Source organism: Xanthomonas sp. WHRI 10204 (genome assembly GCF_040202875.1).
GTDB lineage: Bacteria > Pseudomonadota > Gammaproteobacteria > Xanthomonadales > Xanthomonadaceae > Xanthomonas.
In genome coordinates, this window is record NZ_JBEGDW010000001.1 from 1,783,766 (window position 1) to 1,797,262 (window position 13,497).

General features: G+C 63.8%; 13 protein-coding genes and 1 other RNA gene. 4 read left to right on the forward strand and 10 right to left on the reverse strand.

The window, feature by feature from the left end:
- Positions 1 to 84 precede the first annotated feature (84 nt).
- From ABQZ00_RS07765 to ABQZ00_RS07775, 3 genes are all read right to left on the reverse strand, one after another.
- Positions 85 to 1,755: a glycoside hydrolase family 28 protein gene (locus ABQZ00_RS07765; RefSeq protein ID WP_323537172.1), complete on the reverse strand. Its 1,671-nt coding sequence runs from the start codon at positions 1,753 to 1,755 to the stop codon at positions 85 to 87.
- 392 nt (positions 1,756 to 2,147) lie between these two features.
- Positions 2,148 to 3,329 carry a putative acyl-CoA thioester hydrolase gene (locus tag ABQZ00_RS07770; RefSeq protein ID WP_055852017.1) on the reverse strand — a complete coding sequence of 394 codons (1,182 nt, stop codon included), beginning with the start codon at positions 3,327 to 3,329 and terminating at the stop codon, positions 2,148 to 2,150.
- 265 nt (positions 3,330 to 3,594) lie between these two features.
- Positions 3,595 to 3,670: non-coding RNA, sX9 sRNA (locus ABQZ00_RS07775), on the reverse strand.
- Between the two features lie 190 nt (positions 3,671 to 3,860).
- On the opposite strand from ABQZ00_RS07775, the gene ABQZ00_RS07780 reads away from it, so the two are divergent.
- The 3 genes from ABQZ00_RS07780 to ABQZ00_RS07790 all read left to right on the forward strand — a co-directional run bounded on the left by ABQZ00_RS07780 (position 3,861) and on the right by ABQZ00_RS07790 (position 5,605).
- A complete protein-coding gene (locus ABQZ00_RS07780; RefSeq protein ID WP_193552451.1) occupies positions 3,861 to 4,364 on the forward strand; it encodes a pyridoxamine 5'-phosphate oxidase family protein in 504 nt (167 codons plus the stop codon).
- Positions 4,365 to 4,636: 272 nt separating this feature from the next.
- Positions 4,637 to 4,879 (forward strand): hypothetical protein, encoded by a 243-nt coding sequence (locus tag ABQZ00_RS07785; RefSeq protein WP_323537171.1) that lies wholly within the window; start codon positions 4,637 to 4,639, stop codon positions 4,877 to 4,879.
- Between the two features lie 270 nt (positions 4,880 to 5,149).
- Positions 5,150 to 5,605, forward strand: coding sequence for a nuclear transport factor 2 family protein (locus ABQZ00_RS07790; RefSeq protein ID WP_323537170.1), 456 nt, complete (start codon positions 5,150 to 5,152; stop codon positions 5,603 to 5,605).
- Between the two features lie 43 nt (positions 5,606 to 5,648).
- On the opposite strand, the gene eutC is transcribed toward ABQZ00_RS07790, so the two are convergent.
- The 7 genes from eutC to ABQZ00_RS23805 form a co-directional block, all read right to left on the reverse strand.
- A complete protein-coding gene (gene eutC, locus ABQZ00_RS07795; protein ID WP_323537169.1) occupies positions 5,649 to 6,470 on the reverse strand; it encodes an ethanolamine ammonia-lyase subunit EutC in 822 nt (273 codons plus the stop codon).
- Positions 6,467 to 7,879: an ethanolamine ammonia-lyase subunit EutB gene (locus ABQZ00_RS07800; protein WP_323537168.1), complete on the reverse strand. Its 1,413-nt coding sequence runs from the start codon at positions 7,877 to 7,879 to the stop codon at positions 6,467 to 6,469. The genes eutC and ABQZ00_RS07800 overlap by 4 nt, the downstream gene beginning before the upstream one ends.
- Positions 7,876 to 9,240, reverse strand: a complete 1,365-nt coding sequence (gene eat / locus ABQZ00_RS07805) for an ethanolamine permease (RefSeq protein WP_323537167.1) — start codon at positions 9,238 to 9,240, stop codon at positions 7,876 to 7,878. Before eat ends, ABQZ00_RS07800 begins: the two co-directional genes overlap by 4 nt.
- Positions 9,241 to 9,877: 637 nt before the next feature.
- Positions 9,878 to 10,717, reverse strand: a complete 840-nt coding sequence (locus ABQZ00_RS07810) for a M23 family metallopeptidase (protein ID WP_323537166.1) — start codon at positions 10,715 to 10,717, stop codon at positions 9,878 to 9,880.
- Complete coding sequence (locus ABQZ00_RS07815; protein ID WP_115513159.1) at positions 10,717 to 12,066, reverse strand: dihydroorotase; 1,350 nt, start codon at positions 12,064 to 12,066, stop codon at positions 10,717 to 10,719. The genes ABQZ00_RS07810 and ABQZ00_RS07815 overlap by 1 nt, the downstream gene beginning before the upstream one ends.
- The gene (gene yidD, locus ABQZ00_RS07820; RefSeq protein ID WP_161963062.1) at positions 12,063 to 12,362 is read right to left on the reverse strand and encodes a membrane protein insertion efficiency factor YidD; all 300 of its coding nucleotides are present in this window, start codon (positions 12,360 to 12,362) and stop codon (positions 12,063 to 12,065) included. The genes ABQZ00_RS07815 and yidD overlap by 4 nt, the downstream gene beginning before the upstream one ends.
- A gap of 20 nt (positions 12,363 to 12,382) precedes the next feature.
- The gene (locus tag ABQZ00_RS23805) at positions 12,383 to 12,994 is read right to left on the reverse strand and encodes a hypothetical protein (protein WP_503064250.1); all 612 of its coding nucleotides are present in this window, start codon (positions 12,992 to 12,994) and stop codon (positions 12,383 to 12,385) included.
- A 115-nt stretch (positions 12,995 to 13,109) separates the two neighbouring features.
- Between ABQZ00_RS23805 and dksA the strand changes: the two genes are divergently transcribed.
- Positions 13,110 to 13,472 (forward strand): RNA polymerase-binding protein DksA, encoded by a 363-nt coding sequence (gene dksA, locus ABQZ00_RS23810; RefSeq protein ID WP_267191048.1) that lies wholly within the window; start codon positions 13,110 to 13,112, stop codon positions 13,470 to 13,472.
- Positions 13,473 to 13,497: the final 25 nt, after the last annotated feature.

The following is a 13,497-nucleotide window of genomic DNA, read 5'->3' on the forward strand; positions in this document are numbered from 1 at the left end:
AGCCCATGACTTGCTGCGATCGGTTGATCGCAGCAAGCGATGCATCAGCGTGTGACTGCTGTGCTGCAGGTCAGAACATCCGACTCAGATCGGCGAATCCGGCAGCACCGAGTGATAGGCAATGAAGGCGTCATTGCATTGCAGTGGCGCGCCCGGGCCGGGTTTGCCTTGCAGCTGCACATCGTTGGGCACCGATTCCGTCAGCTGATCGTAAAAGTTCACCGGGCCGCCCTTGAAGGTGAAGTGCGTCGCCCCCGGATTACTCGCAGGCCCACCGAAATGCGGCTGCGCGAAGCTGACCTTGCCGCCTTCCAGCACGACATTGTCCAGCGAGATGGTGATCGGCTGGGTGGTGCTGGCATCGCGATACCCATAGAAACTCAGTTCGCCGCCACCCAACGTGGTCGAACCCAGCGAATGCACGTTACTGAGCGAAATGCCGTTGAACTGCGGGATCTTGTCGCGCGTCGCCGCATTGGCGTAATTGGCATCGAACACCAACGGGCGCGCAACCCCGCGCATGCAGATGTTCTCAAAACTGATGTCGTAGACCTGCCCGCCGCGTGAAGCATCGGACTTGATGCGCAGGCCATTGGCCGAGTAGGGATCGCGCTGTACATCGTTGGCGTTGAAGCCGTCGATGCTCAACCCGCGCACGGCGATATGGCGCATGCCCGAATCGGTTTCGCTGCCGAGCGAGAATCCGTGGGTGTAGTAGAACTGGTTGTAGGCGAACAGCATGTTTTCCGAGGCGATGCTGCGCTTGCTGTTGGCATGCGCCTTGATCGCCACGCCGTCGTCGCCGGTGCCGATGTAGGAGTACGCCAGCAGCACATTCTTCGACTGACCGGGGTCGAACCCGTCGGTGTTCTTGGCGGTTTCCGGCGTGAAGCAGGTAGCGTGCGGATTGACGTCCGGGGTGCTGCCGGCCGGGCATTGGTAGCCAGGGCGCGAATAAACCAGGCTGGGTGCCAGGATCTTGATGCCCCACGCGGTCAAGCCCACCACGTTATCGCTGATGACATGGAAATTGGGCGAGTTTTCCAGGGTGATGTCGTACAAGGTGACGTCGGTGCTGTTGTCGATCTGCAATAGACGCGGCACGTGCTGACTCAAGCCTTTGGTGACGTTGAGATACGCAAGATCCCACCAGCTGGCCTTGCCGGCATTGGGCCCGGCCGTGAGCGTGCTGCCGCCGCGGCCGTCGATCTTGCCCGCACCGACGATGGCGCTCTTGGCCGCATCGGAGATGTGGATCAGCGGACTGCACGACTTGGCCTTGTCGCTGGTGGCGGTGCCGCAGGTGCCCAGGCCGTTGTCGTAGTCCTGCGGATTGCGCGAGCCAAACAAGGTGACGCCGCGGTCGATCCACAACGTGACTCCACTCTTGATGGTCAGCGGCCCACTGAGCAGGCCGGACTCGCCGGCATCGCCGGGGACCAGATGCACCGCGCTGCCGGCAGGGCAATCGTCGATGGCCGCCTGCAGGCGTGCGGTATCGCGCTTGGAGTGGGCGGGATCGGGATCTAGCGTGTCCAGCGAACCGGCCACCGGCACCAGCGCGGCCTTGAGCGTGGCGCAACTCTGCGTCGGCAAGCTCGGCTGCTGGACCACGCCCCACCGGGTGGAGATGCTGTGCGCGGTGTCTGGCACGTCCTGCCCATGCGGTCGCGCCGCGTCGGCCTGGAAGGCCGTCATGCCGAACAAGGCGAGTGTGAGCGGCGCGATGGCTGGAAAGGGAAACGTAGGTTGCATGGGGGAGTGCTCCGATGGGGCGCGGTGGCGGTGCAATCTGCGCGCGGCATCGATACGTTGCATGACAACTGGATGACCGTGCGGGGGGAGGCACAGTGCATGCAGTAAGGGTATCGATGTCGCTACGTCGATCGCCTAGGGGAGCCGTAAGCGTGGCGCCTCGTGTCGGCTGCCGACGTCGGAGGGGCGAACTCGGCACCGCATCCCCGAAGCCAACCAACGCATTGCCTCATCCAACACTGCGCCGCCATCAGTGGAGCGGAGACATGTCAAACAACATCGCCTGCTGGCAGGCCGCATCACGCGGGTTGCCAACAGGCGACGAGTGCAGTGCTAAACGCAGGTTTTGCTGCGAGGCTGCCGGAGAGCGGCGCAGCTGTCCTGGCTAACGCTCAGTCGGCGGCGCCCGCACCGCTATTGCCGTGCTCGTAAAAGCGGTTTGCCGAATTGGTGCAGCTGCTGCTGCAATAAGGGCGGCTTGCGGTGGAGGCATTCCAGGGCGTGGTCTTGCGGATATGGCTGCCCAGCGTGGAGTTGCGCACCGTCACCTGACCATTGGGTGAGGTGCCGTTGACGTAAGCGCCCAGATTGCTGATGCCTTCGTCCCAGGCGCGACCCAGATAGGTCTGGTTGTCGGGCGAACCGGACAGGCTGACAAAGGTGCTGTTGATGGCAAGAAAGCCGTATGCGCTGCCGGGGCGCGTGCTGGGTGCAAAGATATAGCCGCCTCGGCTGGTTCCCAAGCGCGCGCCGGTGGAGCGGATGTTGGCAGTGTCGAACACGCCGACGCCGGAGCCGAAGATGAAATCCACATCGCCATCGATGGTGCTGTTCTTGAAATACGCACGAATGACATTGGCTGCATTTGTCGCACTGATCAGCAAGGTGTCCTGGTTGCCGGTCACCAGCACATCTTCGAAGCTCGCCTTGTCGCCGCGCACTGCCAGCGCGACAGCCGCCTGGTTGTTGTCCGCGTAGGTGCCTTCGACGTAATTGTTGTCCACACGCAGATGGCGTGCCTGGAAGTCGGCCGCGCGCACCGTCAGCGTGGCGCTGTTGGACGTTCCCACCGTGGCGGCCGAGGCATTGCTGGCACACGCATGGCTCGCCGTCCCGGTGGGCTTGGGCGTGGGGTTGGCATTGTTGAAGCGGATGATGGTGTCGGCCTTGGCCGCACCCAGCCCGAACAGGGTCAACGGCGGTGCATTGGTCGGCACGCACACCAGTTCGGTATAGGTACCCGCCTTGATGCTGATGTAGCGACGCGTGGTGCCGCCTGCGGTCACTGCCGCATCGATCGCCGACTGCACGGTGCGGTAGCGCGTGGAGCCATCCGCGGCCACCGCATAGTCCGCGCTGAGCAAGGCAACGCCGGCAGTGGGATTCCAGTTGTCGGTGACCAATGCAGTGATCGGCCCGGCCTTGGCCAGCGCTTTGGCGATCGTATAAGTGCTTGCTTCGCTGCTGGTGAGCTGCGGACGTGAAGCGGTGCCGGTGAGTGCTGCCGCATCAACGCTGACAAGACTCAATAGTGCAGCGGCGATGCAGGTCGTGCGGATGTGCGAGACGGACATGGTGTGGCGCTCTTTTGGGAAGGGACGCATACAGACACGTGGGGACGCCGCAGATGTTGTGCGCTGCGTGAGTCGTCGAGCGCGGTTGCCTGCGATGGAGCAGGCGTCGTGGTCGGGTTGGAGTTCACGTCGGCGCCGCCTGCGGTGCAGAGCGATGGTACTGCCGGGGTCGCTTGTTGGCGCCGGCGACGCCAAGCAATGTGCAGGATGTGCGCTGTGGTCACGCTTTACACCAGCTGCAGGTCGCAACGCGCACCACTAGAGCGGCTCTCACAACGTAGCGAGCAGCCGTCAGGTGGATGCGGGCGGCGCGAATGAAATGGCGTGCACGCGTGGTCCCTGCCGTACCTGGCTCCGGTAGCGCCCGTCTGGTGGCTGCGCAGTCATGTTGTTAGCTGCTCATAGTCGTGTTGTCAGTCGCGCTTGGCCGCTGTCTCGATGCGGCTGCCTTATACCGATGCGTTGCCTGTGCGTCCTCACATGCCGTGGGCGTGCGGCCTTCCAGACTCAACGGCCCGCGTAAAAGCGCGTATGTCAGGAATCGAAATGGCAGATCCCAAAGAACTGCAGGAAAAATTCTGGAAGGCGTTGAAGTCCGACCGCACCGTGATGCTGGGCCTGGATGGCGTCGAAGACGGCCATGCGCGTCCGATGACAGCGCAGATCGAGGGCGACAGCGGTGGTCCGATCTGGTTTTTCACGTCCAAAGACAATGCATTGATCGCAATGCTTGGGCAGGGCCGCCGCGTCATCGGCGCCTTCAGCAGCAAGGGCCATGATCTATTCGCCAGCATCAGCGGATCGCTGCGCGAAGACACCGACCCGGCCGTGATCGAGCGGTTGTGGAACCCGTACGTCGCAGCATGGTACGAAGGTGGCAAGGACGATCCGAAGTTGGCGCTGTTGCGTCTGGACCCCGATCACGCGCAGATCTGGCTCAACGGCTCCAGTCTGCTCGCCGGCATCAAGGTGCTGTTCGGCGTCGACCCGAAGAAGGATTACCAGGACAAGGTAGCGGACGTTCCGCTGCGTTGAAGGTTGCACGCACACGCGGCCTTCAATGCCGCGTGTGTGTGCCGATTGCATCACCACGATTGCGCATCTGTACGCGACGACAGCGTTGGGGATTTCGCTCGCACGGTGTTATCGGGGGAACGCTTGGGTAAGGGCCGCCCGCGCGCGCGCCAGCCGTGCGTGCTGCATGCGCCGCACTGAGCTGCGCTTCACCACGGCAGAACACCGAGCAGCGCGATGATCAACCACCACGGCACAGCGCGCTTGCGCCGGTGCTTCATGAGGAGAGTGACATGCAGCAGATCGAGATCGGCCAGATGGTATTCCTGCGCGACGGCGAAGTTGGTGTTGGCGCGGTGCGCGATATCCGCAACGATGGCGCCGAGCTGGTGATCAATATCGAGAACGGCGGCGATTTCGTCCTGCCGGCGTCGGTGGTGCGCGATGTGCATTCTGGCAAGGTGTTATTGGATGTGGATCGGTTGCCAGAGGATGTGCGCAATGCGCTGCGGCATGTGCATGACAACGAGCTGTAGACCAGCACGTATGCTGCAAGTAATCCGCAGGATGGTGCGCTGAGGTAGACCTCCTGTCGGTCCATGATTGCGTCAACGCCGCGCTTGCGGCCTGGCGTTTGCCATGCGACGCGCTCGAGAAGGCTTACGTAACGCAGGCCGCCTCGCACACTGTTGACCGCCTCGGGCACCGTTCGGCCAAGCGAGCGACCGGTCGGCATGGTGACTTCCTGGGGGCGGCGAGAGCTCGACTAACGTTTACCGTCGGACTTCACCGTTTCGGGATCCGACATGAAACTCGCAGGTCTGGCCATTGTCTTGTCGCTCGTTGTTGCATTCGATGCGGTCGCATTCGATGCACCAGCTGCATCTGGCGCGGACGACGAACGCGAGGTTCGAAACACCGACACGCTGTTCTGGGACGCGTACAACGCCTGCGACATGCGTCGCATCGGCGAGCTGGTCACCGCAGACATCGAGTTCTATCACGACAAGACCGGACTCACGACCTCGCGGGCTGCCGTGGTCGATTCTTTGCGCAACGGACCTTGCGCCGATCCGACATCGCGACTGCGACGCGCGCTGATCGATGAAAGCCTGGCGTTAACGGCGTCGTCAGTGAGCGGGCGCTGCGCGAAAAATAGTTTATTGCAGGCGCCAGCCGCGCGCTCGCATCGACCGGCCTGCAATGATCGCGTGTTACATCTGGCAGGCGGCGGCAGGCGGGCAAGCACTCGTCGCTGGTGAGTCGCCTTGTTGACGACCCATCTCCGATCCATCGGCCAGAGCGTTATGCATCCGGTAACAGGAACGTACGCGGCACCGCATCGGCAGGCCCGGCCGACGGCAACGCCGGTTGCTCCGCTTCGTCCTTGAGTTGCACACCGGACAACTGACGGCGGAACGCTTCGCGCAACAGATACGCCAGCTTGTGCGTGGCGTCGGCGTAAGTCAGTCCTTCGGCACGGATGTTGGAGATGCAATTGCGTGCGGCATCGGTCAACCCGACGCGTGGCGTGTAGGTGAGATACAGGCCGAGACTGTCGGGCGAACTCAGCCCCGGCCTTTCGCCGATCAAGACGATCACCACGCGTGCCTTGAGCAGTTCGCCGACCTCGTCGCCTATTGCGACGCGCCCTTGTGCAACCAACACCACCGGCGCCAGCGACCAGGCTTCATGTGCAGCCAGGGCATCGATCTGTTCGAGCATGTGCGCCGCGTGCCGATGCACGGCCAGCGCCGAGAGCCCGTCGGCAACCACCACGGCGACATCATGCCCGCCGCCATGGACAGCGGTGAGCCCGCGCAGATGCGTGGCAGCGTCGTCGGCCAGGCGGCGGCCCAAATCCGGGCGTTGCAGATAGGCATGCCGGTCCACCGCAGCGCTGTGCAACAGAATGCTGCTGCGCCCACGTTGTTCCAGTGCGGCCTGCAATGGTGCCGGGTCGAATGCCAGATGCACCGCATCGCGTGCCTGCGCATGCGCGAGCTGGAAATCCAGGTGCGCGGCAGTGGGCAAACTGGTGCCGACCCGCCCGAGTGCGATGCGCGCAGGGGTGAGCCGACGCAGTTGCGCCCAGGCATCGTGCGGGGGTGTCGTCGGGCTGCTCATTGCGGCGACTCGGTGGGGAAGTGCGACAGCGCACGGCGAAACGCTGCAGGTACCTCGCTGCCTAGTTCAAACCGGCCATCGCCATGCAGCCGCAGAATGCCTTGCTGGTCCAGCCATCGCTCGAATTCGGGCGCTGCACGCAGGCCAAGTGCCTGACGCGCATACAGCGCATCGTGAAATGAGGTTGTCTGGTAATTCAGCATCACATCGTCCGAGCCGGGAATCCCCATGATGAAGTTGATGCCGGCGGTGCCGAGCAGAGTCAGCAACATATCCATATCGTCCTGGTCGGCTTCGGCATGGTTGGTGTAGCAGATATCGCAGCCCATCGGCACGCCAAGCAATTTGCCGCAGAAATGATCCTCCAGCCCCGCACGAATGATCTGCTTGCCGTCGTAGAGATACTCCGGGCCGATGAAGCCAACCACGGTGTTCACCAGCAACGGCTTGAACTGTCGTGCCACCGCGTAAGCGCGTACTTCGCAGGTCTGTTGATCCACGCCATGATGTGCGTTGGCCGACAGCGCGCTGCCCTGGCCAGTTTCGAAATACATCACGTTGTCGCCGACGCTGCCGCGCCGCAAGGACAGCCCCGCCTCGTAGCCCTCCTGCAGTACCGCCAGGTTGATGCCGAAGCTGGCATTCGCGGCCTCCGTGCCTGCGATGGACTGGAACACCAGATCCACTGGCACGCCGCGATTGATGGCCTCGATAGTGGTGGTGATATGCGCCAGCACGCACGACTGCGTGGGGATCTGGTAGCCGGTGATCACCGCATCGAGCATGCGCAACAACGTGGTGGTGGCTGCCAGGCTGTCGCTGGCCGGATTGATGCCGATCACCGCATCGCCATTGCCGTACAACAATCCGTCGAGCACGCTGGCGGCAATGCCGGTGGCATCGTCGGTGGGATGATTGGGTTGCAGGCGCGTGGATAGCCGCCCGCGCAATCCCAGCGTATTGCGAAAGCGCGTGACCACACGGATCTTTTGCGCGACCAGGATCAGATCCTGCACGCGCATCAATTTGGACACTGCGGCCACCATTTCCGGGGTCAGGCCGGGGGCCAGCGCGGCCAGTGCGGCTTCATCGGCCTGCGCGCTCAGCAACCAATCGCGAAACCCGCCGACGGTGAGGTGCGCCACTGCGGCGAATGCATGCGCGTCGTGCTGGTCGACGATCAGCCGGGTGACTTCATCGGTGTCATACGGCACCACGGCTTCATCAAGGAAATGCCGCAACGGCATGTCTGCCAGCGCCATCTGCGCCGCGACGCGCTGCAGCTCGGAATCGGCCGCAAGCCCGGCCAGTTGATCGCCCGAACGTGCCGGCGTCGCCTTGGCCAGCAACGTTTTGAGATCGGCAAACTGGAACCGCTCGCCGCCGGCCGTAAACGCAAAGCCGCTCATCTGCCGCTGGCCACGATGGACGTCTGGCTGCGCAGGCTCAGCACGCAACACAGCGCGCCAAACAGCAGCAGGCCGACAAAGATCAACGCCACGATCGGGTTGAACCACACCATCGCCACCAGACAGACCAACGCGAGCAACAGCGCAATCGCCGGCACCACCGGATACCCAGGTGCGCGGAAGCTGCGCTCCAGCCCAGGTTCAGAGCGTCGCAGCTTGAACAAACTGAGCATGCTCATGACATACATCACGATGGCGCCGAACACCGACATGGTGATCATTGCCGCCGTCAGCGACATGCCCTGAATCTTCACCACGCTATCGCTGCAGATTGCGGCAATGCCGATCACGCCGCCGGCCAGAATCGCGCGGTGCGGCGTACGAAAGCGCGACAACTTGGCCAGCCCGTGCGTCAAAAAGCCGGCACGCGCCAGTGCGAAAAATTGCCGCGAGTAACCCAGGATGATGCCGTGGAAGCTGGCAACCAGCCCGAACAAGCCGATCCACACCAGCATGTGCAGCCAGGTCGAACTATTGCCGACCACGGCCTTCATCGCCTGCGGTAGCGGGTCGTTGATGTTGGATAGCTGGCGCCAGTCGCCCACGCCGCCGGCAAACACCATCACGCCCAGCGCCAACACCACCAAAGTGAGAATGCCGGCGATGTAGGCGCGCGGGATCGTGCGCTTGGGGTCCTTGGCTTCCTCGGCCGCCATCGCTGCGCCTTCGATCGCCAGAAAAAACCGGATCGCAAACGGAATTGCGGCAAAGATGCCGGAGATGGCCGCAGGGCCGAACACATCGCTGCCGGCCCAGCCATTGGCGGCGAAGCGCGCCACGCTGAAGCCCGGCGCTACCACGCCCATGAAGACCAACAGTTCGATCACTGCCAGCAAGGTGACGATCAGCTCGAAGGCAGCCGCAATCGCCACGCCGACAATGTTCAAGCTCATGAAGATCACATACGCGCCGATGGCGGCGATGCGCGGGTCCAGCGTGGGGAACTGCACATTCAGATACGCACCGATCGCCATCGCGATGGCCGGTGGCGCGAACACGAATTCGATCAACGTGGCCAGGCCCGCAAGCATCCCGCCATAGGTGCCGAACGCGCGCAGGCTGTAGGCGAATGGCCCGCCCGCATTTGGAATGGCCGTAGTCAGCTCGGTAAAGCTGAAGATGAAGCAGGTGTACATCACCGCGACCAGCACGGTGGTGACCAGAAATCCCAGCGTGCCGGCGGTGCCCCAGCCGTAACTCCAACCGAAGTATTCGCCGGAGATCACCAGACCCACCGCAATGCCCCACAGCTGCCAGGTGCCGAGGGTGGGCTTGAGTTGCTCGTTGCGCATGTCGCACATCTCCTGCAGTCGGGGGAGGGGAGACGAAGCACGTCGATTGCAAGGGCGTGATCGCCAGCGCGGACTGACCGTCGCTGGCCGATCCGCCGCTGTCATCGGCGATGATCGACATTCGTCCGGTTATACCCCAAAGCCCGGCGACGGACACAAGCGCAGCGGGTAGGTGTGGCGGAACGTGGTGGCGTTCCAATCCGATCAATCGACAAGTGGGTGGAATCGCCGACAGGCCGCTGTGCGGCTGCAATCGCTGAAAGCCCCTCTCCCCTCGGGAGAGGGGTTGGGGTGAGGGTACGATTACTCAGTTAACCAGCCGCCGCCGCACCCTCATCCGGCGCTGCGCGCCACCTTCTCCCGGAGTGAGAAGGGAGATGTCCGCGAGTAGTTGTGAGCGCGCACGGGTTGAGCGCCTGATGCGCAAATGCTGGCCTCGCCACAACCCACGCATTCGGTCAATCAACACTTGTGTGGACTTGTCGAGGGCCCGCTTCGCTGCCGGCAAGTGAAAGCCCCTCTCCCCTCGGGAGAGGGGTTGGGGTGAGGGTACGGTTACTCAGTTAACCAGCCGCTGCCGCACCCTCATCCGGCGCTGCGCGCCACCTTCTCCCGATGGGAGAAGGGAAAAGCCGCCCATCCGGAATTACTTCCCGCGCTCAAGCACCAGCAATGGGTCGATACGCACATCGAACCAATTCATCCCCCAATGCAGATGCGGTCCGGTCGCACGCCCGGTAGCCCCCACCGCTGCAATTACCTGGCCCTGTTCCACCCGATCGCCCACTTTGACGTCGATCCGCGACAGATGCAGAAAGTTTGAGCTGATGCCGAAGCCGTGATCGAGCAGGACCGTGCCACCGGTCAGATACAGATCCGGCGCAGCAAAGGTGACCACGCCCGCAGCCGGGGCCTTCACCGGCGTACCGGTCGGCACGGCGATGTCCATGCCAGAGTGACCGGCGCCGGGCTGGCCGTTGTACACGCGCGCATTGCCAAAGCGCCCACTGATACGGCCCTGCACCGGCCAGATAAAGGGCTGCGCAAAATCCGCGCGTGCATCGTCGCGATCACGCGCGGCGGTGACCTGCGCCTGCTCGCGCTTGATGCGCTCGGCAATGGCCGCAGGCGGGTTTACCGTTTTGGGCGGCACGCCGTTGACGCGCTCGGTTGGCCAATCGCGCGGCGTCACTGCGATGCTGCTGGTGCGCTGGGTGCCATCGGGCAAGGTGATTTGCACCTGCAGCGGGCCGGTCGCGTCGCGGCCGATGCCGAACACCACGCTGCCGTAGCCACTGACGCGCAAGGTGCGCCCCGCATATTGCACGGTGCTGCCGGCAGGTACCTTGCCGATCACCATGGCTCCTTGCGAGGCGTTGGCCGGGAACACTACGCCAGCCTCGCTTGCGGCCTGCGCCTGCACTGCGCCCGCACTCAGCATGGCCGGCGCCAACGCCAGCCATGCACCAAACAATGCTGCGCGCATCAGCGGTCGAAGGTCAGGCGCTGGCCAGCGGCACTGCCGACCAACTGCTCGCCGTCCCACACCTGCTGCCCGTTGACCCAGGTTGCGGCAATGCGCGAGCGGAACGTGGTGCCCTCGAACGGCGACCAGCCGCATTTGGACAGCACCTGCTCGCGCTTCACGGTGAACGGGGTGTTGTCGATCATCACCAGATCGGCGAAGTAGCCTTCGCGCAGAAAGCCGCGCTCTTCCACATCGAACAACTGCGCCGGTGCATGCGCGAACTTCTGCACGATACGGGTGATCGGCAGCTTGCCTTCATGCACCAGCTCCAGCGCGGCGACCAGCGCGTACTGCACCAGCGGCAGCCCGGACGGCGCCTGCGCGTAGGGCTTCTGCTTCTCTTCCCAGGTATGCGGGGCGTGGTCGGTGGCGAGCACGTCGATGACGTCTTCGGCCAGCGCTTCGATTAGTGCCAGGCGGTCGTCGGCGTCCTTGATCGCGGGGTTGCACTTGATCAGGTTGCCCAGCCGCGCGTAATCGCTGCGGTCGAAGCGCAAGAAGTGGATGCAGGTCTCGGCAGTGATGCGCTTGCGCAGTTTGCCGTCGGCGTCCACCAGCGGGCCGGCTTCGAACAGCCCCAGCTCGTCGGCGGTGGAGATATGCAGTACGTGCAGGCGGGTGTTGTGCTTGCGCGCCAGCGACACGGCCAGCTGCGAGGACTTCAGGCAGGCCTGCCGCGAGCGGATGTCCGGGTGCATGTCCGGGGTCAGCGCATCGCCGTACTTTTCCTTGTACTGCGCCATCGTCGCGTCGATGGTCGGGGTGTCTTCGCAATGGGTGATGATCGGCGTCGGCGCGTCGCGGAAGATCGCGTCCAGCGTCTCGGGGTTATCGACCAGCATGTTGCCGGTGGAGGCGCCCATGAACACCTTGATGCCCGGCGCGGTCTTGGGGTCCAGCGACTGGATCGCGGCCAGGTTGTCGTTGCTGGCGCCCATGTAGAAGCCGTAGTTGGCCCAGGCGCGCCCGGCCGCAGCGTCGTACTTGGACTGCAGCGCGGCCGCGTCCAGCGTGGGCGGGTTGGTGTTGGGCATGTCCATGAAGCTGGTCAGCCCGCCGGCCACGGCGGCGCCGGATTCGGTGGCGATGTCGCCCTTGTGGGTCAGGCCAGGCTCGCGAAAATGCACCTGGTCATCGATCATGCCCGGCAGCACCCAGCGCCCGGCCGCGTCCACCACGGTGTCGCCGGCGGCAGGCGTGATCTTGCTGTCGATCTTGGCGATGCGACCGCCCTCGATCAGGAGATCGGCGTCGAACTCCTTGCCTTCGTTGACCAGGCGGGCGTTGATGATGACGGTTCGGCTCATGGATGAGGTCCTTTGCAACTGCAGGAAGAAGAGGGGGAAGGGGCGGCGGATGCGGACGCATCGGGCACCGGATCAAAGCCGCCCGGATGGAAGGGATGACAGCGGCCGAGCCGGCGCGCAGCCAGCCAGCTCCCGCGTAGCGGGCCGAAGCGGCCGATGGCGGTCATCGCATACTCCGAGCAACTGGGCGCAAAACGGCAGCGCGGCCCGAGCAGCGGGCTGATGAACAGCTTGTAGAAGCGCAACAGCGCGATGAGCAGGCGTCCGATCACTTGCCAATCATATGCCACTTGCATTAATAGGTGGTTGCCGGGGGTCAGCGGGGTACGTTATAAAGGCCCGCTTTCCCGGGCCCCGGGGGAACCAAGGAAGAGCGTTTCGTGGCTGCTAAAAAACCTGCAAAAAAGGCCGTAGAGGCCGCCAAGAAGTCCGCCAAACCCGCTGCGAAGAAGGCAGCGGCGCCTGCCGCTGCAAAACCGGCCGCCAAGAAGGCGACTCCGGCTGCTGCGCAATCGGTTGCCAAGAAGGCACCTGCGACCAAGGCCGCTGCCAAGCCGGCGCCGGCTTCCAAGGCCGCAGCGTCCAAGCCCGTGAAACCTGTCGCCAAGACCGCTGCCAAGCCGGCGGCGAGCAAGGCAGCTCCGGCTGCCGCCAAACCGGCTGCCAAGCCGGTGGCGTCCAAGTCCGTACCGAAGCCGGCCCCCAAGCCGGTTCCGGCCAAGTCAGTCCCGGTCAAGGCTGAGAAGCCCGCGCCCGCACCGGCCCCCAAGGCCGTCCCTGCGAAGCCGGCAAAGCCCGCGACCCCGTCACTTAAGAATCCCGTGCCCGTTTCGAAATCTTCCGCAAAAACGCCAACCAAAACCGAAGCCCCCGCCAAGCCCGCCGCGACCCGTCCGGTCGGTAAGGTGGCAGTGGCCGTGACCGCCAAGTCATCCAGCCCGACGCCCAAGACCAAGTACAAAGTGGTCGACTACAAGAACGACGAGACCACCGGTCGCCCGATCCTCCCGCAGGGATACAAGCCTTCGGCGGACGAGGAGTACATGAGCAAACTGCAGCAGGAATACTTCCGTCAGCGTCTGCAGAGCTGGCGCAACGAGATGGTGGAGGAATCCAAGCAGACCATCGAAAACCTGCGCGAAGAAGTGCGCGACATCGGCGACGAAGCCGAGCGTGCTACGCGCGAGACCGAGAATTCGCTGGAACTGCGCGCGCGCGACCGTGCACGCAAGCTGATCTCCAAGATCGACAGCACGCTCAAGCGTCTGGAAGACGGCGACTACGGCTACTGCGTGGACACCGGCGAAGAAATCGGACTGGACCGCCTGGACGCGCGTCTGACTGCCGAGCGCACCATCGACGCTCAGGAGCGTTGGGAGCATCTGCAGAAGCAGCAAGGCGACTGATCGTCTTTCTCCGTCCGCATAAAAA

What these genes read in the sequence shown, in the direction of transcription:
- yidD (WP_161963062.1), bottom strand. Translation starts at nt 12,362, where the DNA reads ATGCAAGTGGCATATGATTGGCAAGTGATCGGACGCCTGCTCATCGCG.
- ABQZ00_RS07770 (WP_055852017.1), bottom strand. Translation starts at nt 3,329, where the DNA reads ATGTCCGTCTCGCACATCCGCACGACCTGCATCGCCGCTGCACTATTG.
- ABQZ00_RS07780 (WP_193552451.1), top strand. Translation starts at nt 3,861, where the DNA reads ATGTCAGGAATCGAAATGGCAGATCCCAAAGAACTGCAGGAAAAATTC.
- ABQZ00_RS07790 (WP_323537170.1), top strand. Translation starts at nt 5,150, where the DNA reads ATGAAACTCGCAGGTCTGGCCATTGTCTTGTCGCTCGTTGTTGCATTC.
- ABQZ00_RS07785 (WP_323537171.1), top strand. Translation starts at nt 4,637, where the DNA reads ATGCAGCAGATCGAGATCGGCCAGATGGTATTCCTGCGCGACGGCGAA.
- ABQZ00_RS07815 (WP_115513159.1), bottom strand. Translation starts at nt 12,066, where the DNA reads ATGAGCCGAACCGTCATCATCAACGCCCGCCTGGTCAACGAAGGCAAG.
- ABQZ00_RS07810 (WP_323537166.1), bottom strand. Translation starts at nt 10,717, where the DNA reads ATGCGCGCAGCATTGTTTGGTGCATGGCTGGCGTTGGCGCCGGCCATG.
- eutC (WP_323537169.1), bottom strand. Translation starts at nt 6,470, where the DNA reads ATGAGCAGCCCGACGACACCCCCGCACGATGCCTGGGCGCAACTGCGT.
- ABQZ00_RS07765 (WP_323537172.1), bottom strand. Translation starts at nt 1,755, where the DNA reads ATGCAACCTACGTTTCCCTTTCCAGCCATCGCGCCGCTCACACTCGCC.
- ABQZ00_RS07800 (WP_323537168.1), bottom strand. Translation starts at nt 7,879, where the DNA reads ATGAGCGGCTTTGCGTTTACGGCCGGCGGCGAGCGGTTCCAGTTTGCC.
- dksA (WP_267191048.1), top strand. Translation starts at nt 13,110, where the DNA reads ATGAGCAAACTGCAGCAGGAATACTTCCGTCAGCGTCTGCAGAGCTGG.
- eat (WP_323537167.1), bottom strand. Translation starts at nt 9,240, where the DNA reads ATGTGCGACATGCGCAACGAGCAACTCAAGCCCACCCTCGGCACCTGG.